Consider the following 21368-nt stretch of genomic DNA (forward strand, 5'->3'; position numbering starts at 1 on the left):
GCCGGTTCTGACGTCGGTCGTATGGAGGGAGAACGCGAGTGAAGAGCAGGTATGGAGAGCGAGGGTTTACCTTGCTTGAGATGATCGTGGTCCTGGTGATCATCGGGTTGCTCATGGGACTGGTCGGCCCACGACTGTTCAGTCAGGCCGACAAAGCCAAGATTCAGACCGCCGAAACCCAGGTCAAGATGCTCAAGGGGGCATTGATGACCATGCGTCTGGACATCGGCAGGTTGCCGACGGAGCAGGAGGGGCTGGCGTTGCTGAACACCGCCCCCACCGACGAACTCATCAGGAAGTACTGGAGGGGACCTTACCTCGAGGGCGGCGTGCCCCTGGACCCCTGGAACCATCCCTATATCTACAGCGCCAAGCCAAGCCAGGAGCAGCCATTTTCGCTCTATAGCCGTGGCGCCGATGGCCAGTCAGGTGGCGAAGGTGAGAATGCCGAGATCGGCTATCTACCCGTGCAGTGAGCGACCATCGGGATTCACGTTGCTCGAAATGGTCGTGGTGCTGGCGCTGGTAGCCCTGCTCGGTGCGGTGGTCATGCCCGGTCTGCTGAAGATGCAGGAGGCCTGGAAGCGCCGTATCGATATGCAGGACATTGCCGATCAGTTGCGCAGCCTTGGCTATCGTGCGCGACTCGAGGCGACCGACGTGGTTATAGGTCGCGAGGGTGTTTGGCCCGGGCGGATGCTGGATCTGCCGCCCGGCTGGTCCTTGTCGGCCCAGCCACCTGTGGTGTTTCGCCGCAATGGTGCCTGTCTGGGGGGGCAGGTCGATCTGATCCGGGGGGAGGTGGTGGATCACCTCAGGCTGGATGCCCCCTTGTGCCTGCCGAGCCGCTCATGAGTCGCCGCCAGGCTGGATTCACGCTGCTGGAGGCGGTGGTCGCCATGACGCTGCTGGTAGTGGTCGGCGGGGCATTGCTGGCCTGGCTCAATTCCGGATTCGTCACAGTGGAGCGAATGGCGGATGTACAGCGTCGGCTCGATGCATCCCGAGTCGCCCTGGCTTATCTGGAGCAGATCAACCCTTCGCTTCAGCACGAAGGCCAGGTGCACCTGGGGCCCTATACGCTGGAGTGGACGTGCGATGCTCTGGTGGAGGCGCGCCCAGTCGTCGGGCGCCATAGCGGCGCTCCGGGGCCGTACGATGCCGCGTTGTACCGGGTCAAGGCCCTCATTCTCGAGGAACACGCCGACCCGATCGAGTTGTTCGTCGAGTTGCCGGGCTTCCAACGAACCCGCGTGGCGCAGGATGCCGGGGGGGACGAATGATGCCCCGGCGGAGCGTGCACAGGGGCGAGTCTGGCTTCACATTGCTGGAGCTGCTGGTGGTGCTCGTTCTGCTGTCGTTCATCACGACCCTGCTGATACAGGGAATGACCTACGTCGCCAAGGTCAACGATACCTTTGCGCGCGAAGGGCATCAGCGCTATCTACGGGAGTTGGCGTTCGGCTGGTTCTCCGATGCCATTTCCCAGCTGGCAGCACCCGAGCAGGGCGAAACTGGCGAGCGATTTCGTGGTGATCCGCTGAGTTTCGAGGCCGTGACGCTGAGCAGCGTGGACCGCCGGGAAGGTATCCCGACGCCTTTTGCCTTTCGCCTGGAGCCCGAGGGCCCTGCTGCCGAGCTGATCTATGTGCGGCGTGTCGAGGCCAGCCGCTGGCCACTTTTGGCGATTGCGGCGGATGCCCGTTTCGAATACCTGGACGGTCAGGGACGCTGGCATGAGGACTGGCCTCCCGTTCCTGAGCTGGCGGACGCGCTGCCGGATGCGGTTGCCGTGGCTTCCGAACAGGAGCGGTTGTTCCTGATGGCGCCGGTACAGATGCCCAGACGAGGTCTTGCCCTGGATGATCGCTGATATCAGGACCGATCGAATCGGTGGCCAGCAAGGGTTCGTACTGGTCGGCGTCATCTGGTTCCTGGCCTGCATGACGCTGGTGGTGGGCGCCGCGGTGCTGTGGATCGATCGCTCTCGGGAAACGCTCGAAGCGGAGCGGCAAGGGGTACAGAGAAGTTTCGAGGAGCGCAGCATGCTGAGCCGCCTGACCTGGCTGATGGCTACCCATCGCCTGACTGCCGCAGGCCAAACCACTCCGGAGAGTGCTCCCGCCGATCCGTCGGAGATGGATCCGTCGATGCTGTCCGCGGGAGCTGAGTTGCCTCTGGATGGCCGGGAGCTCTGTTGGGTCAACGGTTTCTGCGTGGCACTGATTGACCGGGCCTCCCGGTTGAGCCTGAACAGCAGTGATCCTGCCGCTATCAATGCCCTCCTGCTCAGCCTTGGCGTACCGGCGGAAAGCACTGCGCGCATGTTGCGCGAACTGGCGCTCTACCAGGCGGCTGAGCGTGGAACGGCCTCCTCGTTATTGGCCCGTCGTCGCCTGCGCTCACCTATGGAGGTGTTCCGCCTGCCATCGTGGCAGCAGTGGGAGGAGCTACTGGTCGCCAGAGGGTGGAGCGAACTGGTCACGGTGGGAGAGGCCGGCCTCAATCTGAACACGGCCAGTGCTGCCGTGCTCACTCAGGCGTGGAGAGTTCCCGAAGGAGGACTTCTGCGGCTGCTCGATCTTCGTCGAGAGCGCCCCATTCTCAGTGGCTCCGATCTGGAAAATATTCTCGGCGGTTACTACGGCGATATTCCTCCGGAAGGTTGGTCACGTTTACCCAGCTCTGTGGTTCTGATCCGTATCCGTCCCCGCGATGGTGAGGTTCGCCATGAGTTTCAACTCAAGCTGCTACCCAACAGTTCCTCTCTGCCGCCCTGGCAATTCCTTCAACGAAGAACCTTACCCAGCCATGCTTCTGAAATCGTCGAACCTCAATCGCCTCAAACTCTACCTGGCCTACTCGCCGCCCCGCTTGTGGCAGGCCCTTGGGGCTGACGGGAGCCGCCTCCTGCGTTGGACCCATCGTCCGCAAGGGCTCTGGCGTACCGCCCCCACGCAATGGGTGATCGACCGTTCCCAGTGCCTGTACCGTTGCCTCGACTTCAGTCATGTGCCTCGAGCGCAGCGTGGTCAGGCGCTGGCGATGAAGGTGTCCAGCCTGTCGGCATATCGCACCCCTGAATACCATGCCGTCTGGCGGGGTGGCCATGCTTTGCTGTGGATGTGGGACAGGCAGGTCCGGCAGGCATTGGCGCAGGACATGGCCGATGCCCCCAGGCGCTATCGCTGCCTGCCCGAGTCTCTGTTGCAAAGCCCGGTGGAGGCAGTGGCTTCACCTGTCCTGCGCCTGATCCAGGTGATGCACGGCTATGACTTGCAGGTGTGGAAGCAGGGGGTCCTGCTGCTGAGTCTTCACTTCCGGGAACCACCCTCTCTGCAGCAGATCCGCTTCGCGACACGCGGTCTGGCGGGGTTGGAGGTCACAACTGTGCCTGAGGTGCAGCGGTTCGAATATCTGCAAGCGCCGTGGGCAGCAGCGGGAGGACCGGGGGACAGGGCCTGGGAGCGCTGGGTGCCTCATGGACTGGCTGCGGCGCTGGTGCTGGGGGGCACGATGGAGATAACCCAGGGCGTTCTTTCCTGGTCGGGCATGCGGGAGTTGCAGAGCGAGCATGCGCAACTGGTCAAGGATATCGAGCCGCTACTCGATGCTCGCTCCCGGGCTCAGCGGGCGGTAGCGCAATCCCAGGAACTCCAGCGGCGAATGCAAGCGATACCCACGCAGATCGAGTTGATGAAAAGAGTCGCGGAGCTGCTTCCGCCGGACAGCAGGCTGACCACCTGGCGTTTCGATGGCCGTGAGCTGGCGTTGCTGATCAACACCACGAACATGGATCCGCGCTTCTTCGTCCAGCGCCTGCAGGACGAGGGGCACTTCCACGATGTACGAGTAGAACCTTCTCCCCGAGGGGACGGTTTGCAGTTGGCCATGTCCCTGAATTAATGGAGTGGAGTCATGGGAGAGCTATGGACGGTGCCACGCCAGCGTTGGCATCAGTGGGTACAGCGCTGGCAGGAGCAACCTCGTTTGCGCCTGGCCGGCTGGATCATCCTTGCGTTGCTGGTGATCGACCTGGTGGGTGTCTGTGCCGACTGGAAAGGCGCCAGGCAGCAGGAGTACACGGGCATTGCGGAGGAGCTCCGGAAAATGCACGACCTGGCCCGACAGTCCTACTGGCCCGAACGCGCTGTCCAGGCGGAGGATCGCCTGGCGCAGTTCCGTGCCCATTTATGGCAGGCACAGAATACCTCGCTGGCACGTGCCGATGTGCAGTCCTGGCTGGATATCGAGATCAGGAAGGCGGGCGTCATGGAGCCGCGGGTGACAGTGCTGGATCCGGTGGACTTCAATGATGGCAAGCCGGATCCACGAATCGAAGTACAGGTGCGCGGGAGCTTCGATCCCACCAGCTATGGACGATTGCTCCTCGCCATCGAGGGGGCTGAGCGCTGGATCAGCATCGAGCGGGTAGAGTTGAGCAATGGCGTCTCGCCGTCCATCAACCTGCAACTGGCATTCCATTGGGCCCTGCCAGGCAAGGCTCCTTGAGTGAGGCCTTTTCGCCGCCATTCCTACGGATTGTGATGGAGTCTGCCAGGGTATCCGTACGTTTTCACGCGCCAGCAATATGCCCTTCCGATCCGTCGGTGAATTGGGCTGGGCGAGGTTTTCCAGTGCCTGGGGCAATGGCACCGTATCCCGCGCTACAAGGCAGGGCCGAGGGCGTTGGAGGGCTGTCGTCGAGGGATAAGGACATTTCCGAAACCTTGCCCGCAGTGACGTGGGCGCCGCTCCCCTGTCTCAGAAAAGACCGGCCCGAGGGCCGGTCGAAGAGGTAGACGATTCGTCAGCGGCAGACGCTGGCGATGGCCGCCGCCAGGTCGTCCAGGCGTTCGGCGGCGAGCCCGGCGATATTGGCGCGGCCGCTGCCGACCATGTACACGCTGTGTTCTTCGCGCAGGCGGCGTACCTGGTCCGGCGTCAGGCCGGTGTAGGAGAACATGCCGCGCTGGATGGCGATGTGCGCGAAGCGCTCCGCCAGGCCGTGGGGGCGCAGGGCCTCCACCAGGCTCAGGCGCAGATCGGCGATGCGCGCGCGCATGCCGTCCAGCTCTTCCAGCCAGAGTGCCTTGAGGTCCGTGTCGCCGAGGATGGTGGCGACCACTTCGGCGCCGTGGGCCGGCGGAGTGGACCAGAGGTTGCGGGCCATCAGCGCCAGTTGGCTGCGCACGTCGGTGAGCTTGGCGGCGCTGCCGGCGCAGACGATCAGCGCGCCGGTGCGTTCGCGGTAGAGGCCGAAATTCTTCGAGCAGGAGCTGGTGATCAGCACTTCCGACAGGCTGTCGGCGAACAGCCGCACGGCGCGGGCGTCTTCTTCCAGCCCGTCGCCCAGGCCCTGGTAGGCGAAGTCCAGCAACGGCAGCAGCTCGCGGCGGCGCACCACGTCCAGCACGCGTTGCCAGTCGTTGTAGGCCAGGTCGAAGCCGGTGGGGTTGTGGCAGCAGGCGTGCAGCAGCACTACGTCGCCGTGGGGTACGCGCTCCAGGGCGCTGAGCATGGCTTCTACGTCGAGGTGGTTGTCGGCATCGACGTAGGGGTAGTGCGATACACGCACACCGGCGGCGGCGAACAGGCTTTCGTGGATCGGCCAGGTCGGGTCGCTCAGCCAGACGCTCCGGCCCGGCAGGCAGCGGGCGATGAAGTCCGCCGCCAGGCGCAGGGCGCCGGTGCCGCCCGGGGTCTGGGTGGCGTCGGCGCGCTGGGTGGCCAGCAGGCGCGAGTCGGTGCCCAGCACCACTTCGCACAGGCGCGCGGCGAACAGTGCGTCACCGTGGCCGCCGACGTAGCTCTTGGTGGTTTCGGTTTCTACCAGGCGTTGCTCGGCGATCTTCACCGCGCGGGGGATCGGAGTCAGGCCCTGGGCGTCCTTGTAGACACCCACACCAAGGTCGAGTCGCGCCGGGTTCGGGTCGGCCCGGTAGGCGTCGAGCAGGCCGAGGATCGGGTCGCCCGGCACGCGGGTGACCTTGGCGAAATGGCTCATTTGCGGCCCTCGGCGGTTTGCGCCACCTCGTCGGTACGGGCGGCCATGATGAAGTCGTTGCGGTGCAGGCCCTTGAGTTCGTGGCTCCACCAGGTGACGGTGACCTTGCCCCATTGGGTCAGCAGGTCGGGATGGTGGCCTTCTTCCTCGGCAATGGCGCCGATGGCGTTGGTGAAGGCCAGGGCGTGGCGGAAGTTCTTGAACAGGAAGACGCGCTCCAGCTCCATGTGGCCGTCGCGGACTTCGATGTTCCAGTCCGGAATCTGCTTGATCAGTACTGCCAGTTCTTCGTCGGACACCTTCGGGGCGTCGGCGCGGCAGGCTTCGCAATGGGCTTGGGTGAGTGCGGTCATGGCTTTCTCCTGAGTGGGGGCGTAGGAGCGGGCTCGCGAATCATCTTACGTTCGCGAGTGAGTCCGCTCACAGGCACAGATTGGGGTAAATACAGCGGATCAGGCGGCCTGCTTGGGCGGAAATTTCGGCGCATGCAGGCCCAGGTGCATGGCTTCGCGCACCAGCGCCATGATGTCCTGGTGGGCCAGCTCGAACAGGCGCTTGAGTTCCGGCAGCACGAAGTACAGTGGCTGCAGGATGTCGATGCGGTATGGGGTGCGCATGCATTCCAGCGGGTCGAAGGCCTGGTGCTCGGGGACATTGGAGAGACTGTAGACGGTCTCCTTCGGCGAGGAGAGGATGCCGCCGCCATAAATGCGCGTGCCCTGGGAGGTGTCGAGCAGGCCGAACTCGATGGTCATCCAGTACAGGCGGGCGAGGAACACCCGCTCTTCCTTGCTGGCGGCCAGGCCCAGCTTGCCGTAGGTGTGGGTGAACTCGGCGAACCAGGGGTTGGTGAGCAGCGGGCAGTGGCCGAAGATCTCGTGGAAGATATCCGGCTCCTGCAGGTAGTCCAGTTCCTCCGGGGTGCGGATGAAGGTGGCTACCGGGAATTGCTGGCTGGCCAGCAGTTCGAAGAAGGTCTGGAAGGGGATCAGCGCCGGCACCCGCGCCACGCGCCAGCCAGTGGTGGCTTGCAGCACCTGGTTGATTTCGGCCAGTTGCGGGATGCGGTCATGGGGCAGGCCGAGTTGTTCGATGCCGTCCAGGTACTCCTGACACGCGCGGCCCTCGATCACGTTCAACTGGCGGGTGATCAGGGTGTTCCAGACCTGGTGCTCGGTTTCCGGGTAGTGGATGAAACCGTGTTCGTCAGGCTGGCGGGCCACGTACTGCGTTGTCTTCATGGGGCCTCCGGCATCGGGCCTTGTTGTTGTGATGCTCCACAATTAACGCGAGTCGTGCTACCGGACAGCCCCCGGATAGACGCCTGGCGGCTCTTGAGGAAGGGGATTGCGTAAAGAAATGATTACGCTTTGACGTGCGCTCGTCCCTTCATGGCTTGAAGGTGTGTCATGGTGTCACATATTCTTGACGGAAATTTCCGGTTGCCTTGCGAAAAAAGCGCCGGAGCGCCCATCAGAATCACAATCACGGGCCCGCCATGCGCATCAAAGTGCACTGCCAGAATCGCGTCGGTATCCTGCGCGACATCCTCAACCTGCTGGTCGACTACGGCATCAACGTCAATCGCGGCGAAGTCGGCGGCGAGCAGGGCAACGCCATCTACCTGCTCTGCCCGAACCTCATCAATCTTCAGTTCCAGTCGCTCAAGCCCAAGCTCGAGGCGGTGCCCGGCGTGTTCGGCGTCAAGCGCGTCGGCCTGATGCCCAGCGAGCGCCGCCACCTGGAGCTGAACGCATTGCTGGCGGCGCTGGATTTCCCGGTGTTGTCGATCGACATGGCCGGGCAGATCGTCGCCGCCAACCGCGCGGCCGCGCAACTGCTCGGCGTGCGTGTCGACGAGGTGCCGGGCATCCCGCTGTCGCGCTACGTGGAGGACCTCGACCTGCCGGAACTGGTGCGGGCCAACAAGGCGCGCATCAATGGCCTGCGGGTGAAGGTGAAGGGCGACGTATTCCTCGCCGACATCGCGCCGCTGCAGTCCGAGCACGACGAGAGCGAGGCGCTGGCCGGCGCGGTGTTGACGCTGCACCGCGCCGATCGCGTCGGCGAGCGCATCTATAACGTGCGGCGCCTGGAGTTGCGCGGCTTCGACAGTATCTTCCAGAGCTCGCGGGTGATGGCCGCCGTGGTCCGCGAGGCACGGCGCATGGCGCCGCTGGATGCGCCGTTGCTGATCGAAGGCGAGACCGGCACCGGCAAGGAGCTGCTGGCCCGCGCCTGTCACCTGGCCAGCCCGCGCGGGCAATCGCCGTTCATGGCGCTGAACTGCGCCGGCCTGCCCGAGTCGATGGCCGAGACCGAGCTGTTCGGCTACGGTCCCGGCGCCTTCGAAGGCGCGCGCCCGGAGGGCAAGCTCGGTCTCCTGGAGCTGACCGCCGGCGGTACGCTGTTCCTCGATGGCGTCGGCGAGATGAGCCCGCGTCTGCAGGCCAAGCTGCTGCGCTTCCTGCAGGACGGCTGTTTCCGCCGGGTGGGCAGCGACGAGGAGGTGTACCTCGACGTGCGGGTGATCTGCGCGACTCAGGTCGACCTGTCCGAACTGTGCAGCAAGGGCGAGTTCCGCCAGGACCTCTACCACCGCCTCAACGTGCTGTCGCTGCACATCCCGCCGCTGCGCGAATGTCTGGACGGCCTGGAGCCGCTGGTGGAGCACTTCCTCGACCAGGCCAGCCGGCAGATCGGCTGCGCGCTGCCCAGGCTCGCCCCACAGGCGCTGGACCGCCTCGGCCGCTACCACTGGCCGGGCAACGTGCGGCAGCTGGAGAACGTGCTGTTCCAGGCGGTCTCGTTATGCGAGGGCGGCACCATCAAGCCCGAGCACATCCGCCTGCCGGACTATGGCGCGCCGCATCCGCTGGGGGATTTCTCCCTGGACGGCGGACTGGATGCCATCGTCGGCCGTTTCGAGAAGGCCGTGCTGGAGCGGCTCTATCGGGAGCACCCGAGCAGTCGGCAACTGGGCAAGCGGCTGGGGGTGTCGCATACCACTATCGCCAACAAGCTGCGCATGCATGGATTGGGGCACAGCGAGGAGTCCTGAGTTGATTGTAGGAGCGAGCTTGCTCGCGAACCGCCCAAACGCTGGAGTCATCGGGAAACAGCGTTCGCGAGCAAGCTCGCTCCCACAGGTTGGCGCCAGGGCTCCTACGCTCGCCTCGGGCGCAGGCGAACTTTGTCCGGGATTGACCGGCAAGGCCGGCGCGGGGCGGGGAACACAGTGCGCTCCTGCGAACGCAGGCTCCTGAAGCTCACCACGTCTTCGGCCGGTACCCTTTTACGCACGCCCGCACTTCATCGTCGATCACGTTGCCCGGCTTGATGCATTCGGAAAGCTTTCGCGGACTGTCGCTATAGGGCGAGGCGGCTGGAGCCGCCGGCATGCCGTCAGGCGAAATGCCCAGGCGAATCTGCAGCAGCACCCAGCGCTCGTGGAGCCAGGGCTGGCTGGCCGGATTGCGCCATAGGGCGGTGCCGGCGGCGAGGATCAGCAGGGGGATGAGGAACCACAGCAGTGGCTTCACCAGTATCCGCCAGTTGCGCTTCGGGTCGTCGGGCGGCTTCTGTCGGTTCTGTTGCTTGACCTGCTCCCAGTAGTAGTCGCGATCTCGCTCGCTCATCGGCTGTCCGTCCGCTGGTGGATGAGGGAAGAGTAACGGCTGGCGCGGCCTGCGACGAGCCACGATCGGCGGTCCTTGTGACGGGCTTCGCGCGCCACCATAGTGGGGAACATGACCACCTCCCGAACCTCATCCCGCGTCAGGCGCGCCGACGCGCTGGCCGCCTTCCATCCGGCGGTGGCGGCCTGGTTCCGCGCGCATTTCGCCGCGCCGACCCAGGCGCAGGCGTTGGCGTGGCCGGCGATCCAGGCTGGCGATTCGACCCTGGTGGCCGCGCCCACCGGCTCGGGCAAGACGCTCACCGCCTTCCTCGCCGCCATCGATGTGCTGGTGCGCGAGGGGTTGGCCAACGGCGGTGAACTGCCGGATCGCACCACGGTGGTCTACGTCTCGCCGCTCAAGGCGCTGTCCAACGACATCCGCATCAACCTGGAAGAACCGCTGGCCGGCATCCGCGCGGCGCTGGGCAGGATGGGCCTGGCGGAAGTGGACATCCGCACCGCCGTGCGTACCGGCGACACCACCTCCCGCGAGCGCGAGGCCATGCGCCGACGGGTGCCGCACATCCTCGTCACCACGCCGGAATCGCTCTATGTGCTGCTCGGCTCGGACTCCGGCCGCGCGATGCTGGCCGGCGCGCGCAGCGTGATCGTCGACGAGATCCACGCGCTGGCGGCGAACAAGCGCGGCAGCCACCTGGCGCTGTCGCTGGAGCGGTTGCAGGCATTGTGCGAAGCGCCGCTGGTGCGCATCGGCCTGTCCGCCACGCAGAAACCCCTCTCGGCGGTGGCGGGCTTCCTGGTCGGCCGCCACCAGGCCTGCCGCATCATCGACATCGGCTACAGTCGCCAGCGCGACCTGAACCTGGAGGTGCCGCCGGCGCCGCTGGAGGCGGTGATGTCCCACGATGTCTGGGACAAGGTCTACGACCGCCTCGCCGAACTGGCCGAGGCGCATCGCACCACCCTGGTGTTCGTCAATACGCGGCGCCAGGCCGAGCGGGTCACCCGGCACCTGGCCGAGCGCATCGGCGCCGGCTGGGTGGCGGCGCACCACGGCAGTCTGTCCAAGGAACTGCGCCTGGGCGCCGAGCGGCGACTCAAGGTCGGCCAGCTGCGGGTGCTGGTGGCCACTGCATCGCTGGAACTTGGCATCGACATCGGCGACGTGGAGCTGGTCTGCCAGCTCGGTTCGCCGCGCTCCATCGCCGGCTTCCTGCAGCGCGTCGGGCGCTCCGGGCACAGCGTCGGCGGTACGCCCAAGGGACGGCTGTTCCCGGCTTCGCGGGACGATCTGGTCGAATGCGTGGCGCTGCTCGACAGCGTGCGCCGCGACGAGCTGGATGCCTTGACGATTCCGCGCGCGCCGCTGGACGTGCTGGCGCAGCAGATCGTCGCCGAAGTGGCCTGCCGGGAATGGGGCGAGGACGCCCTGTTCGAGCTGTTCACCGCCGCCCAGCCCTATGCCGACCTGACTCGCGAACACTTCGACGCCCTGCTGCGTACCCTCGCCGAGGGCTACACCAGCCGCAACGGCCAGCGCGGCGCCTACCTGCACCGCGATGCCGTGCACCGGCGCCTGCGCGGGCGGCGGGGCGCCAAGCTCACCGCGGTGACCTCCGGCGGCACCATCCCCGATACCGGCGACTACGCCGTGCTGCTGGAGCCGCAAGGGTTGACGGTGGGTTCGGTGAACGAGGATTTCGCCGTGGAAAGCCTGGCCGGCGATGTGTTCCAGCTGGGCAATATTTCCTACCGCATCCTGCGCATCGAACCGGGGCGGGTGCGTGTCGAGGACGCCCAGGGTCAACCGCCGAACATTCCCTTCTGGCTCGGCGAAGCGCCGGGCCGCAGCGATGAGCTGTCGTTCAGCGTGTCCCGCCTGCGCGCCCGGCTGGATGAGCTGCTGGCCCAGGGCGAAGGCGATGCCGAGCCCCTGGCCCGAGCCCTCGGCTGGCTGCGGGACGAACTGGAGCTGGACGAGGGCGCGGCGCGCCAACTGGTGGAATACCTGGCCCGCGCCCGTCACGCCCTCGGCGCGTTGCCGACCCGGCAGACGCTGATCCTCGAACGCTTCTTCGACGAGGCCGGCGGCATGCAGCTGGTGATCCATTCGCCCTTCGGCAGCCGCCTCAACCGTGCCTGGGGCCTGGCGTTGCGCAAGCGTTTCTGCCGCACCTTCAATTTCGAGCTGCAAGCCGCCGCCACCGAAAACGCCATCATCCTCTCATTGTCCACCAGCCACAGCTTCCCGCTGGAGGAAGTCTGGCGCTACCTGCACTCCAACAGCGCCGAGCAGGTGCTGATCCAGGCGCTGCTCGATGCGCCGCTGTTCGGTGTGCGCTGGCGCTGGAACGCCACCACCGCGCTGGCGTTGCCGCGCTACAGCGGCGGGCGCAAGGTCGCCCCGCAACTGCAACGCATGCGCAGCGAAGACCTGCTGGCCTCGGTATTCCCCGACCAGGTGGCGTGCCTGGAGAACATCGTCGGCGAGCGCGAGATACCCGATCACCCGCTGGTGGCGCAGACCCTCGATGACTGCCTGCACGAGGCGATGGACAGCGAAGGCTGGCTGGTCCTGCTGCGACGCATGGAGCGCGGCGAGGTGACCTTGCTGGCGCGCGACCTGCCGGCACCTTCGCCGCTGGCGGCGGAAGTGCTGTCGGCCAGTCCCTACGCCTTCCTCGACGACGCGCCGCTGGAGGAGCGCCGCACCCAGGCCGTGCAGAGTCGCCGCTGGACCGATCCGGAAAGCGCCGACGACCTCGGCGCGCTGGATGCCGAAGCCATCGCCGCGGTGCGCGCCGAGGCCTGGCCGGAAGCCCGCGACGCCGACGAGATGCACGAGGCGCTGAGCGGCCTGGGCGGTATCCGTGACAGCGAGGCCCAGGCCAGCGAGGGTTGGCCGATTCTGCTCAAGTCGCTGGCCAAGGCGGGCCGGGCGACCTGCCTGGCCTTACCCGCAGGCGCCGTGTGGGTGGCGGCGGAACGGCTCAGCCAGTGGCGCGCGCTGCATCCGCGGGCTGCCACGAAGCCGCCGCTCGAGCTGCCGGCATCCTTGTGCGAGGACTGTCCGACGGATGACGCGCGGGTGGAACTGGTGCGCGCACGGCTCACCGGATTCGGCCCGCGGCTGCAGCGCGAGCTGGCCGAGGACCTGGGCATTGCCACCGGCGATGCCGGCTTCGCCCTGGCCAGCCTGGAGCGCGAGGGCTATGTGCTGCGCGGACGCTTCACGCCCGGCGCGCGCGAGGAGGAGTGGTGCGAGCGCCACCTGCTGGCGCGTATCCACCGCTACACGGTCAAGCGCCTGCGCCGGGAGATCGAGCCAGTGCAGCGTGCCGACTTCATGCGCTTCCTGTTCGACTGGCAGCGTGTCTCCGCGGGCACGCGGATGCGCGGTGCGGAGTCGCTGGCCGGCGTGCTCAGCCAACTGGAAGGTTTCCAGGCGGCTGCCGGTGCCTGGGAGAGCGACATCCTGCCCAGCCGCGTGGCCGACTACGGAATCAACTGGCTGGATGACCTGTGTCGCGCCGGCCGCATCGTCTGGGCGCGCCTGCCCGGCCGAATCGCCGCGAAGGGCCGCGGCGGCCCACTGAAGAGCACGCCTATCGTGCTGCTGCCACGTGCGCAGATGGCGCAATGGAGCGTGCTGAGCGGGGGGCAGGCGGATACCGAGCTGTCCACCAAGGCCAACAAGGTGCTGGAGGTGCTCAAGGAGCACGGTGCGTCCTTCTTCGAGGAACTGGCCAGCGACAGCCACCTGCTGCGCACCGAGCTGGAAACCGTGCTGGGCGAGTTGGTAGCGGCAGGGCGGGTGAATGCCGACAGCTTCGCCGGCCTGCGCGCCCTGCTGATGCCGGCGGCGCGGCGCCATCCGCAACGGCGTTCGCGCACGCCGCTGTTCGGCATGGCCGACGCCGGGCGCTGGGCGCTGCTGCGCCGATCCACGCAGGAAGCGGGTGCGCGGCTGCCGGCGGAAGCCCTGGAACATGTCGCCATGACCCTGCTGCGCCGCTACGGGGTGGTCTGCTGGCGCCTGCTCGACCGCGAGGCCGACTGGCTGCCGCCGTGGCGCGACCTGCTGCGGGTCTATCACCGCCTGGAAGCGCGTGGGGAAATCCGTGGCGGCCGCTTCGTCGCCGGGCTCACGGGCGAGCAGTTCGCCCTGCCGGAGGCGGTCGGGCTGCTGCGCGAGGTGCGCCGCCGCGAGGTCGGTGGGGAGTGGGTGGTGGTTTCGGCTGTCGATCCGCTGAACCTGTCCGGCACCCTGCTGCCGGGGCGCAAGGTACCGGCGCTGGCGGGCAACCGGGTGCTCTACCGCGACGGTGTGCCGATGGGCGCGCTGATCGCCGGTGAGGTCGAGCTGCTGGCGGAACTGGCGCCCGACGATCAGGCCCGCGCGCGGGAACGGCTGATCCGCCGGTAGCGCCGTCCGGGCTGGCTTGCACTCGGCGACACGAACCTCCTTTCCGCAAGGCTGCGATATCGTCCCGCGCGCTGCCGAGGTCTTATGCCGGTTGGCGATGGTTCAGAAGCGGATGCGCCCGGTGAAGGCATCCTTGAGCATCACCCAGTCGCCCATGAACGACCACAGCGGGTACTTGAAGGTGGCCGGGCGGTTCTTTTCGAACACGAAGTGCCCGACCCAGGCGAAGCCGTAGCCCGCAAACGGCAGGGCCAGCAGCCACAGCCACTGCCCGCTGGCGATGGCGTAGGCGAGCAGGGACAGCACCAGCAGGCTGCCCACGTAGTGCAGGCGGCGGCAGGTCGGGTTGCTGTGTTCCTGCAGGTAATAGGGGTAGAACTCGGCGAAGCTCTGGAATCGATCGGCGGTCCGGGTGCTCATGGCGCACCTCCTGTTGTTGTGGTGGCCCAGTGTAGGCGCGGGCCTGCGGACTTGCGGATGACGTAGGGTGCCAGTTTAGTATCCCGCTGTGCCGCGCTGCCGGCACGAGTCATCACCATAATCAGAAGAATCGAGCATGCCTGAGCGTACAACCCTGTCCAGTTGGGTGCGGGGGATCGTGCAGTCCCTGGAACTGGAAGGCCTGGACGGCCGCGCGCTGTTCACCGAGCTACAGCTGGATTTCGCGGCCCTGGAAGACCCCGATGCCCGCTACCCGCAGGACGCCATGAGTCGCCTGTGGAGCCGCGCGGTGGAGCTGTCCGGCAACCCGGCCATCGGCCTGAACATTGCCCGCGTACACACGCCGGCGTTTCCGGTGGTGGGCTATGCGCTGATGTCCAGCCGCAACCTGGGCGAGGGCTTCGAGCGCCTGGAACGCTACCAGCGGATCATTGCCGAGGGCGCCGACCTGACCTTCCGCCGTCTGCCCGAGGGCTGCCTGTACAGCATCGTCGTGCATGGCGACCGTCTGCCGGTGCCACGGCAGAGCGCTGAGTGCTCGCTGGCCAGCCTGATCAGCATGCTGCGCTGGATCACCGGGCGTCCGATCAACCCACTGGAGGTGCGCCTGGCCGGTGACGCGCCGCCGAATGCCGAGCCCTATCGCGAGCTGTTCCAGGCGCCGCTGAGCTTCGGTCACACGCACTGCGCCATGCTGTTCTCCCATGAGGACATGGGCGCGCCGTTGCCCACCGCCAACGAGGAACTGGCGCGCCTGCACGACCGTTTCGCCGGGGAGTACCTGGCGCGCTTCGTCAGCAGCCGCTTCAGCCACCAGACCCGCCAGGTGCTGTGCCGCCTGCTGCCCCAGGGCGAGCCCAAGCGCGAGAACGTGGCGCAGGCGCTGCACCTGTCCGAGCGCACCCTGCAGCGGCGATTGCAGGAGGAGGGCAGCAGCTACCAGCAATTGCTCGACGACACCCGCCGCGAGCTGGCCCAGCAGTACCTGGCCACGCCATGCATGACGCTGCTGGAGATTGCCTATCTGCTGGGGTTCTCCGAGCCGAGCAATTTCTTCCGGGCGTTCCGGCGCTGGTTCGGGATGACGCCGGGAGAGTATCGGCAAGGGCTGTGACGGACAGACGCCGGCTCTTCGTAGGAGCGAGCTTGCTCGCGAACAGCTTGACGCCGGTGTTGCCGGGGAGCTCGTTCGCGAGCAAGCTCGCCCCTACAGGGTATGGATTTCCAGGGGGCCATGCGGCCGGGGTGAGGGGCTTCCTGGAGGAGAGGAGCCGACGCAACGAACCATCAAGATTCAATGCCGCCAGAACGCCGGCGTGAACAGCACCAGCACGGTGATGATCTCCAGCCGGCCGAACAGCATCCCGGCGCTGAGCAGCCATTTGGCGGCGTCCGGCAGCGGCGCGAAGTTGCCCGATGGGCCGATGATCGGTCCCATGCCCGGCCCCACGCCAGCCACGGTGCTGGCCGCGCCGGTCAGCGCGGTCATCCAGTCCAGGCCGAGGAACGACAGGCCCAGCGCCAGTACGCCGACGGTGCCGCCGAAGAAGAACGAGAAGGTCAGGATCGAGCGGACGATTTCTTCATCCAGGCGGTGGCCGTTGTAGCTCTGCTTGATCACCGCGCGCGGGTGGATCAACTGGTAGAGGCTGGCGCGCAGCAGGGTGAAGGCGACCTGGAAGCGGAAGATCTTGATGCCGCCGGCGGTGGAGCCGGAGCAGCCGCCGATGAAACCCAGGTAGAAGAACAGCATGATCGAGAAGTGACCCCACAGGCTGTAGTCGCCCAGGGCGAAGCCGGTGGTGGTGACCACCGAGGTGACGTTCACCGCGACGATGCGGAAGGCGTCGAACCAGGAGAGATCGGAGTTCACCGAATACCAGGTGCCCATCACCACCCAGGTGAACAGCAGCAGGCCGAGGAAGCCGTGGACCTGGTGGTCCCTGATCAGCGCCTTGCGATGGCCGCGCAGGGTGGCCACGTAGAGCACGAAGGGAATGCTGCCCAGGATCATGATCACCACCGCCACCCAGTGCACCGCCGGCTGGTGCCACTTGGCCAGCGACTGGTCGGAGGTGGAGAAGCCGCCGGTGGAGATCGCCGACATGGCGTGGTTCACCGCGTCGAACAGGCCCATGCCGGCCCACCACAGGGCCAGCGCGCCGAGGATGGTGATGCCGATGTACACCCCGACGATGTACTTGGCCACCATGTGCGAGCGTGGCATGACCTTGTCGGAGCGGTCCGAGGATTCGGTCTGGAACAGGCGCATGCCGCCGATGCGCAGCATCGGCAGGATCGCCACCGCCATGCCGATGAAGCCGATGCCGCCCAGCCAGTGCAGCAGCGAGCGCCAGATCAGCAGGCCCGGCGACATCTTGTCCAGGCCGCTGAGCACGGTCGATCCCGTGGCGGTGATGCCGGACATGCTCTCGAAGATCGCATCGGTGAAGCTGATGTGCCGGGCGAACACGAAGGGCAGGGCGGAGAAGAAGCAGACGATCACCCAGCTCGACACGGTGAGCATGTACATGTCCCGCGGGCGCAGGTGCACCTGCTCCGGGCGGCCGGGGATGACCATGCCCAGCCCGCAGGTGAAGGTGATGATCGCGGACCAGATGTAGGGGTGCAGCTCGGTGCCGCGGCCGTAGTAGAGCAGGGTGGCCATCGGCACCAGCATGGCGACCGCCAGGGTGATCACGAAGATGCCGATGATGAATCCAAGGGTGCGTAGTGTCGGCAGGGCCATGCGGCGAAGCTCGGGTGTCGGTGAACCGGCCATTCTACCCGCCGTCGGGCAAGTGTAAACCGAGTGAATCGGCCCTCTTCACCCGCGCAAGGGGATGGATGGAGTCTCGCGCAGCCCGCCGGCGCTCGCCGGTTTCTCTGGGGCATTCGCATCCCTGTCCAACAACCATCCGTGTCTGGATCGTGGCGTCTGCTGCGCGCATTGCCGTGAGTCCTTCTGTTTGGGCGGTCATCATCTGCGGCAGCGCGGCTCGCCCGGTACGCTACGTCGGCCTGGCACCGCATCGGGCATCGAGCAAATGCGAAACCTTTGCGTCTACAATGGCGGCTTTCGAGTTTGTCTGGAGGTAGCCGATGGAGGCTCTCGACGCGTTGCAGAACCGTGTGTCCCACGCTCGCCTGGGTGAGCCGGCACCGTCCGCCGAACAGTTGGACCACCTGTTCCGCGCCGCCCTGCGCGCGCCGGATCATGGCCAACTGCGGCCCTGGCGGTTCCTGACGGTGGAAGGGGATGCGCGCGCGCGCCTGGGCGAGCTGTTCGCCCGCGCCCTGCAGGCGGAGCAAGCCGATGCGACCCCGGAGGTGCTGGCCAAGGCCCGCGCCATGCCGCTGCGCGCACCGACGCTGGTGGTTGCCGTGGCGCGCCTGCAGGAGCACCCCAAGGTGCCGGAAATCGAGCAGTGGCTGGCCGCTGGCTGCGCCGCCTATGGCATCGTCCAGGCCGCCTATGCGCAGGGGCTGGGGGCGATGTGGCGTACCGGCGCGATGGCGTTCGATCCGGTCGTGCGCGAGGGATTGGGGCTCGAGGCCAGCGAGCGCATCGTCGGCTTCATCTACCTGGGCACGCCGATGGGCGGGCTGCGCCGGCCGATGCCACTCGAGCCGGCCGCGTTCGTCAGCGCCTGGCGGGGCTGAGCGGCAGCCCCAAGCGAATCCTCCAGCCCTTGCCGTGGGCGCGCCACAGCAGGCGCCCACCCTGCCAGGCGGCGAGGCGTTGAGCCGGGCGCAGGGCGTCCGGCAGCCAGGCCCGCGCCTGCGGATCATGGCCCTGCAGGTCCACTCTCAAGAGCCCGCGCGTTGAGCTGAGTACCAGTTCCAGCGCGGCGTTCGGCCGTCGTTGCAGGGCGGCTTGCAGCAGCGCGTCCAGTGCGCCGCGCAGGGCTTCGGGCCAGCTTTCCAGTGGCCAGGTGCCTGATTGCGGCAGGTTCAGGCGCAGGCCGGGCCAGCGTTCGCGCCATTGCGCGGCCAGGCGGGCCAGTTCCACCGCCAGGACCAGGCTTTGCGGGTCGTCCGGCGGCGCGTCGAATGGCGGCACGGGAGGATGCGGGAGCGGGGCGTGCAGGGCGGGAAGGCTCATGCGGGAACTCCGAAAAGGTGCGTCGCTCAGGCGGCCGGCCGGTGGAGCGGAAGGTCGACGCTGGCCAGGAAACCGCCCTCGGGATGGTTGCCCAGGCGCAGCCGGCCACCGTGGCGTTCGATGGCGCGGAGGGCGATGGCCAGGCCCAGGCCGTGGCCGGGGCTGCCTTGATTGGGCGCGCGGAAGAAGGGTTCGCCCAGGTGCGCCAGGTGTTCTTCGCTGGCGCCGGGACCGTGATCGCGCACGCCGATGTGCAGGCGTTCGCCGTCGGTTTCGGCGCGGACTTCCAGCGGCTGCTCTACGGGGTTGAAGCGCAGGGCATTGCGCAGCAGGTTGTCCAGGGCGCGTTCGAGCATGTCGGGCCAGCCGTCGAGCGTGAGTTCCGGCGCGACATCCAGCCGGACCTGCTGGTCCGGATAAAGCAACTGGGCGTCGTCGCGCAGGCGTTCGAACAACGGCAGCAGGGCGATCCGGCTGGCCGGGCCCGGGTCGGCATCGAGGCGGGCGAGGGCGAGGATCTCGCCGATCAGGGCTTCCAGGCGATCGCACTCCTGCTCCAGGCGCGGCCACATGCTGGCGCGTTCCTCTGGGCTGGCGCGTTCGGCCAGGGCGAGGGCGATGCGCAGCCTGGCCAGCGGCGAGCGCAGTTCGTGGGAGACGTCGCGCAGCAACTGGCGCTGGCTGCTGATCAGGCGCTGCAGGCGGGCGCCCATGCGGTTGAAGTCGCGCGCCAGCACGCCCAGTTCGTCGCCGCGCCGCGACAGGCGGGCGAGGCTGTCCTGTTGATAGGCGGTCTGCCCGAGGTCGTGCACGGCGCGGCGCAGGCGGTTCAGCGGACGGGTGATGGAGAGCGTCAGCAGCAGGCTGAACACGGTCAGCACCACCAGGGCGATGCCCAGCGCGCTGAGCGGCCACAGCAGGCTGCCGCGATGCCAGGCCTGCAGCGCCGGGTGGGGAATGCGGTAGATGAACAGGTAGGTCTGGTCGGTACGGGGGCTGGTGTATTCCTGGCTCAGCTGTCGCCAGGGGAAGCGCGGCAGGTTTTCCCGGTCGAAGGTGCCGTGCGGGCGGGACGGGCGCGGCAGGTAGGTGCCGTTGACCAGGCGCTGGCCGCTCTCGTCGAGTACCTGCACCGAGAGTTCGTATTGCCGCCGGCGGGTCTCCAGCAGCGCCTGTGCGGCTTCCGGACCACGGGTTTCGTACTGTTGGGTCCATTGCCGGGCGAGGTCATGCAGTCCGGGATAGCGGGCGATGACCCAGGTGTCCTGGTTCAGTGCGCGGCCCAGCAGGATCGACAGTCCGGCCACCAGTAGCAGGGCGAGCCAGAAGGCGGCGAGGATTCGCCAGAAGAGTGAACGCATGGTCTTCCTGTTCAGCCGCATGCTCTATCCATTATCGGGGCCCCACGGCAAGACGCCGGGATAACCCGGCGCCTGCGGCTTGCTGGAGCGATCAGTTGGTCTTGGCGCCGTCTTTCTGGGCCTTCCAGGTCTGGAACTCCGCCCATTCGGCCTTGCGCTGCTCGCGCTGCTTCTTCAGTTCGTCGAACTTCTTCTGCTGATCGGGCGTGAGGATGCCGCGGATACTGGTGTCGGCCTTGTCGCGGTTGGCCTTGAGTTCCGCCTGCATGGCCTTGCGGTCGGCCTCGGGCAGCTTGTTCCAGTATTTTTCGGTGATCGCGCGGCGATCTTTCATGGACTCGCCCATCACTTTGCCGACTTGCTGGCGCTGTTCCTGGGTCAGGTTCAGTTCGCGGAACGCGCCGCCGCGGTGCTCGCCACGCATCATGCCGTGGTCATGGCCTTTCATGAACGGGGCCGGCGGCGGGGCGTCGGTCGGCGCGGGAGTGGCCGCCAGCGCGACGGTCGGCAGGGCGGCGGCGATCAGCAGGGCGGTCAGGGTCTTGCGCATGGTGTTTCTCCTTTCAGGGACCGGTCGTTACCGGATGAGCCCAGTCTAGGGGCGGCAAGGTCAAGGGCCGTCAGTCACAGGTAAAGCTTCGGTAAAGATTACGTGAAGCAGCGCCGCACGCTTTGCGAAGGCGCCCGCCAGCGCGCTTCAGGGCGCGTAGAAGTAGCCGCGGCCGCGCAGGGCGAGGATGCGTGGGCGGCCGTCGGGGTGGCCGCCGAGCTTCTTGCGCAGGTTGCTGACGTGCATGTCCAGGCTGCGGTCGTACAGGGTCAGCTTGCGACCCAGCGCCAGTTGCGCCAGGGCCTGCTTGTCCAGCGGTTCGCCCGGCTGGCGCAGCAGGGCTTCGAGGATGCGGCTCTCGGAGAGGGTCAGGCTGATTTCCTGCGTGCCGATGCTTGCCACGCCGCGCGACAGGTTCAGCGCCAGGTCGCCCAGCTCCAGCTGCGCGCTGGGTTGCGCCGGGTGGCTGCGGCGCAGCACGGCGCGCAGGCGGGCGGTGAGTTCGCGGGGGTCGCAGGGTTTGGCCAGGTAGTCGTCGGCGCCCAGCTCCAGGCCGAGGATGCGGTCCAGCGGCTCGCCGCGGGCGGAGAGCATCAGCACCGGCAGGTCAGGGTGTTCGCCGCGCAATTGCTTGAGCAGTTCCAGCCCGCTGCCGTCGGGCAGCATCACGTCGAGCACGACCGCGTCAGGGGCGCGGCTGGCCAGCGCGGCGCGGGCCTGTGCACCGTCGTGGGCGGCTCGGATGCTGAAGCCTTCCTGGACCAGCCAGGTGCCGAGCAGCTCGCAAAGCTCGCGGTCGTCGTCGATCAGCAGCAGTTCACTCATGAAAAGGTATCTT

The 21368-nt window shown here is 67.0% G+C and carries 21 protein-coding genes; 11 read left to right on the forward strand and 10 right to left on the reverse strand.

What is annotated here, in order from left to right:
• Positions 1 to 38: 38 nt before the first annotated feature.
• The 7 genes from gspG to ACYCAX_RS11125 are packed head-to-tail and all read left to right on the forward strand — an operon-like array spanning position 39 to position 4512.
• Positions 39 to 476 (forward strand): type II secretion system major pseudopilin GspG, encoded by a 438-nt coding sequence (gene gspG, locus ACYCAX_RS11095; RefSeq protein ID WP_015478137.1) that lies wholly within the window; start codon positions 39 to 41, stop codon positions 474 to 476.
• A complete protein-coding gene (locus tag ACYCAX_RS11100; RefSeq protein WP_041712099.1) occupies positions 445 to 855 on the forward strand; it encodes a prepilin-type N-terminal cleavage/methylation domain-containing protein in 411 nt (136 codons plus the stop codon). Before gspG ends, ACYCAX_RS11100 begins: the two co-directional genes overlap by 32 nt.
• Positions 852 to 1283 carry a PulJ/GspJ family protein gene (locus ACYCAX_RS11105; protein WP_294979130.1) on the forward strand — a complete coding sequence of 144 codons (432 nt, stop codon included), beginning with the start codon at positions 852 to 854 and terminating at the stop codon, positions 1281 to 1283. The genes ACYCAX_RS11100 and ACYCAX_RS11105 overlap by 4 nt, the downstream gene beginning before the upstream one ends.
• The gene (locus ACYCAX_RS11110) at positions 1283 to 1873 is read left to right on the forward strand and encodes a prepilin-type N-terminal cleavage/methylation domain-containing protein (protein WP_460248094.1); all 591 of its coding nucleotides are present in this window, start codon (positions 1283 to 1285) and stop codon (positions 1871 to 1873) included. The genes ACYCAX_RS11105 and ACYCAX_RS11110 overlap by 1 nt, the downstream gene beginning before the upstream one ends.
• On the forward strand, positions 1863 to 2897 hold the full coding sequence (locus ACYCAX_RS11115) for a hypothetical protein (RefSeq protein WP_015478133.1): 1035 nt from the start codon (positions 1863 to 1865) through the stop codon (positions 2895 to 2897). The genes ACYCAX_RS11110 and ACYCAX_RS11115 overlap by 11 nt, the downstream gene beginning before the upstream one ends.
• The gene (locus ACYCAX_RS11120) at positions 2812 to 3906 is read left to right on the forward strand and encodes a KH domain-containing protein (protein WP_294979135.1); all 1095 of its coding nucleotides are present in this window, start codon (positions 2812 to 2814) and stop codon (positions 3904 to 3906) included. Before ACYCAX_RS11115 ends, ACYCAX_RS11120 begins: the two co-directional genes overlap by 86 nt.
• Positions 3907 to 3918: 12 nt before the next feature.
• The gene (locus ACYCAX_RS11125) at positions 3919 to 4512 is read left to right on the forward strand and encodes a hypothetical protein (protein ID WP_460248006.1); all 594 of its coding nucleotides are present in this window, start codon (positions 3919 to 3921) and stop codon (positions 4510 to 4512) included.
• A 298-nt stretch (positions 4513 to 4810) separates the two neighbouring features.
• Here the strand turns inward: ACYCAX_RS11125 and ACYCAX_RS11130 are convergent, their stop codons facing one another.
• The 3 genes from ACYCAX_RS11130 to phhA form a co-directional block, all read right to left on the reverse strand.
• Positions 4811 to 6007 (reverse strand): amino acid aminotransferase, encoded by a 1197-nt coding sequence (locus tag ACYCAX_RS11130; protein WP_015478130.1) that lies wholly within the window; start codon positions 6005 to 6007, stop codon positions 4811 to 4813.
• Positions 6004 to 6360, reverse strand: a complete 357-nt coding sequence (locus tag ACYCAX_RS11135) for a 4a-hydroxytetrahydrobiopterin dehydratase (protein WP_015478129.1) — start codon at positions 6358 to 6360, stop codon at positions 6004 to 6006. The genes ACYCAX_RS11130 and ACYCAX_RS11135 overlap by 4 nt, the downstream gene beginning before the upstream one ends.
• 99 nt (positions 6361 to 6459) lie before the next feature.
• A complete protein-coding gene (gene phhA, locus ACYCAX_RS11140; protein ID WP_015478128.1) occupies positions 6460 to 7248 on the reverse strand; it encodes a phenylalanine 4-monooxygenase in 789 nt (262 codons plus the stop codon).
• Positions 7249 to 7505: 257 nt separating this feature from the next.
• Here phhA and ACYCAX_RS11145 point away from each other — a divergent pair, with 257 nt between their 5' ends.
• Positions 7506 to 9068 (forward strand): sigma-54-dependent phenylalanine hydroxylase transcriptional regulator PhhR, encoded by a 1563-nt coding sequence (locus ACYCAX_RS11145; protein ID WP_015478127.1) that lies wholly within the window; start codon positions 7506 to 7508, stop codon positions 9066 to 9068.
• Positions 9069 to 9276: 208 nt separating this feature from the next.
• Here ACYCAX_RS11145 and ACYCAX_RS11150 read toward each other — a convergent pair whose 3' ends face one another.
• The gene (locus tag ACYCAX_RS11150; protein ID WP_015478126.1) at positions 9277 to 9645 is read right to left on the reverse strand and encodes a hypothetical protein; all 369 of its coding nucleotides are present in this window, start codon (positions 9643 to 9645) and stop codon (positions 9277 to 9279) included.
• Between the two features lie 111 nt (positions 9646 to 9756).
• Here ACYCAX_RS11150 and ACYCAX_RS11155 point away from each other — a divergent pair, with 111 nt between their 5' ends.
• Complete coding sequence (locus tag ACYCAX_RS11155; RefSeq protein ID WP_460248007.1) at positions 9757 to 14073, forward strand: Lhr family helicase; 4317 nt, start codon at positions 9757 to 9759, stop codon at positions 14071 to 14073.
• 102 nt (positions 14074 to 14175) lie between these two features.
• On the opposite strand, the gene ACYCAX_RS11160 is transcribed toward ACYCAX_RS11155, so the two are convergent.
• Complete coding sequence (locus ACYCAX_RS11160) at positions 14176 to 14493, reverse strand: Mpo1-like protein (protein ID WP_294974047.1); 318 nt, start codon at positions 14491 to 14493, stop codon at positions 14176 to 14178.
• A gap of 136 nt (positions 14494 to 14629) precedes the next feature.
• Here ACYCAX_RS11160 and ACYCAX_RS11165 point away from each other — a divergent pair, with 136 nt between their 5' ends.
• On the forward strand, positions 14630 to 15628 hold the full coding sequence (locus tag ACYCAX_RS11165; protein WP_294974045.1) for an AraC family transcriptional regulator: 999 nt from the start codon (positions 14630 to 14632) through the stop codon (positions 15626 to 15628).
• Between the two features lie 180 nt (positions 15629 to 15808).
• Here ACYCAX_RS11165 and ACYCAX_RS11170 read toward each other — a convergent pair whose 3' ends face one another.
• Positions 15809 to 17263, reverse strand: coding sequence for a TrkH family potassium uptake protein (locus ACYCAX_RS11170; RefSeq protein WP_294974042.1), 1455 nt, complete (start codon positions 17261 to 17263; stop codon positions 15809 to 15811).
• Positions 17264 to 17616: 353 nt separating this feature from the next.
• Here ACYCAX_RS11170 and ACYCAX_RS11175 point away from each other — a divergent pair, with 353 nt between their 5' ends.
• Complete coding sequence (locus ACYCAX_RS11175) at positions 17617 to 18177, forward strand: nitroreductase family protein (protein ID WP_460248008.1); 561 nt, start codon at positions 17617 to 17619, stop codon at positions 18175 to 18177.
• On the opposite strand, the gene ACYCAX_RS11180 is transcribed toward ACYCAX_RS11175, so the two are convergent.
• The 4 genes from ACYCAX_RS11180 to ACYCAX_RS11195 form a co-directional block, all read right to left on the reverse strand.
• Entirely contained in the window at positions 18158 to 18619 is a 462-nt protein-coding gene (locus tag ACYCAX_RS11180; protein WP_294974036.1) for a hypothetical protein, read from the reverse strand. The genes ACYCAX_RS11175 and ACYCAX_RS11180 overlap by 20 nt on opposite strands.
• 26 nt (positions 18620 to 18645) lie before the next feature.
• On the reverse strand, positions 18646 to 19980 hold the full coding sequence (locus ACYCAX_RS11185) for a sensor histidine kinase (protein WP_015478119.1): 1335 nt from the start codon (positions 19978 to 19980) through the stop codon (positions 18646 to 18648).
• 91 nt (positions 19981 to 20071) lie between these two features.
• Entirely contained in the window at positions 20072 to 20530 is a 459-nt protein-coding gene (locus ACYCAX_RS11190; RefSeq protein ID WP_015478118.1) for a Spy/CpxP family protein refolding chaperone, read from the reverse strand.
• Between the two features lie 147 nt (positions 20531 to 20677).
• On the reverse strand, positions 20678 to 21355 hold the full coding sequence (locus tag ACYCAX_RS11195) for a response regulator transcription factor (RefSeq protein ID WP_015478117.1): 678 nt from the start codon (positions 21353 to 21355) through the stop codon (positions 20678 to 20680).
• Between the last annotated feature and the right edge of the window lie 13 nt (positions 21356 to 21368).

Source organism: Pseudomonas sp. MT3, from assembly GCF_054720805.1.

Coding starts and splice junctions, on each gene's coding strand:
- ACYCAX_RS11100 (WP_041712099.1), top strand. CDS start 445: ATGCCGAGATCGGCTATCTACCCGTGCAGTGAGCGACCATCGGGATTC.
- ACYCAX_RS11105 (WP_294979130.1), top strand. CDS start 852: ATGAGTCGCCGCCAGGCTGGATTCACGCTGCTGGAGGCGGTGGTCGCC.
- ACYCAX_RS11110 (WP_460248094.1), top strand. CDS start 1,283: ATGCCCCGGCGGAGCGTGCACAGGGGCGAGTCTGGCTTCACATTGCTG.
- ACYCAX_RS11115 (WP_015478133.1), top strand. CDS start 1,863: ATGATCGCTGATATCAGGACCGATCGAATCGGTGGCCAGCAAGGGTTC.
- ACYCAX_RS11120 (WP_294979135.1), top strand. CDS start 2,812: ATGCTTCTGAAATCGTCGAACCTCAATCGCCTCAAACTCTACCTGGCC.
- ACYCAX_RS11125 (WP_460248006.1), top strand. CDS start 3,919: ATGGGAGAGCTATGGACGGTGCCACGCCAGCGTTGGCATCAGTGGGTA.
- ACYCAX_RS11130 (WP_015478130.1), bottom strand. CDS start 6,007: ATGAGCCATTTCGCCAAGGTCACCCGCGTGCCGGGCGACCCGATCCTC.
- ACYCAX_RS11135 (WP_015478129.1), bottom strand. CDS start 6,360: ATGACCGCACTCACCCAAGCCCATTGCGAAGCCTGCCGCGCCGACGCC.
- phhA (WP_015478128.1), bottom strand. CDS start 7,248: ATGAAGACAACGCAGTACGTGGCCCGCCAGCCTGACGAACACGGTTTC.
- ACYCAX_RS11145 (WP_015478127.1), top strand. CDS start 7,506: ATGCGCATCAAAGTGCACTGCCAGAATCGCGTCGGTATCCTGCGCGAC.
- ACYCAX_RS11150 (WP_015478126.1), bottom strand. CDS start 9,645: ATGAGCGAGCGAGATCGCGACTACTACTGGGAGCAGGTCAAGCAACAG.
- ACYCAX_RS11155 (WP_460248007.1), top strand. CDS start 9,757: ATGACCACCTCCCGAACCTCATCCCGCGTCAGGCGCGCCGACGCGCTG.
- ACYCAX_RS11160 (WP_294974047.1), bottom strand. CDS start 14,493: ATGAGCACCCGGACCGCCGATCGATTCCAGAGCTTCGCCGAGTTCTAC.
- ACYCAX_RS11165 (WP_294974045.1), top strand. CDS start 14,630: ATGCCTGAGCGTACAACCCTGTCCAGTTGGGTGCGGGGGATCGTGCAG.
- ACYCAX_RS11170 (WP_294974042.1), bottom strand. CDS start 17,263: ATGGCCCTGCCGACACTACGCACCCTTGGATTCATCATCGGCATCTTC.
- ACYCAX_RS11175 (WP_460248008.1), top strand. CDS start 17,617: ATGGAGGCTCTCGACGCGTTGCAGAACCGTGTGTCCCACGCTCGCCTG.
- ACYCAX_RS11180 (WP_294974036.1), bottom strand. CDS start 18,619: ATGAGCCTTCCCGCCCTGCACGCCCCGCTCCCGCATCCTCCCGTGCCG.
- ACYCAX_RS11185 (WP_015478119.1), bottom strand. CDS start 19,980: ATGCGTTCACTCTTCTGGCGAATCCTCGCCGCCTTCTGGCTCGCCCTG.
- ACYCAX_RS11190 (WP_015478118.1), bottom strand. CDS start 20,530: ATGCGCAAGACCCTGACCGCCCTGCTGATCGCCGCCGCCCTGCCGACC.
- ACYCAX_RS11195 (WP_015478117.1), bottom strand. CDS start 21,355: ATGAGTGAACTGCTGCTGATCGACGACGACCGCGAGCTTTGCGAGCTG.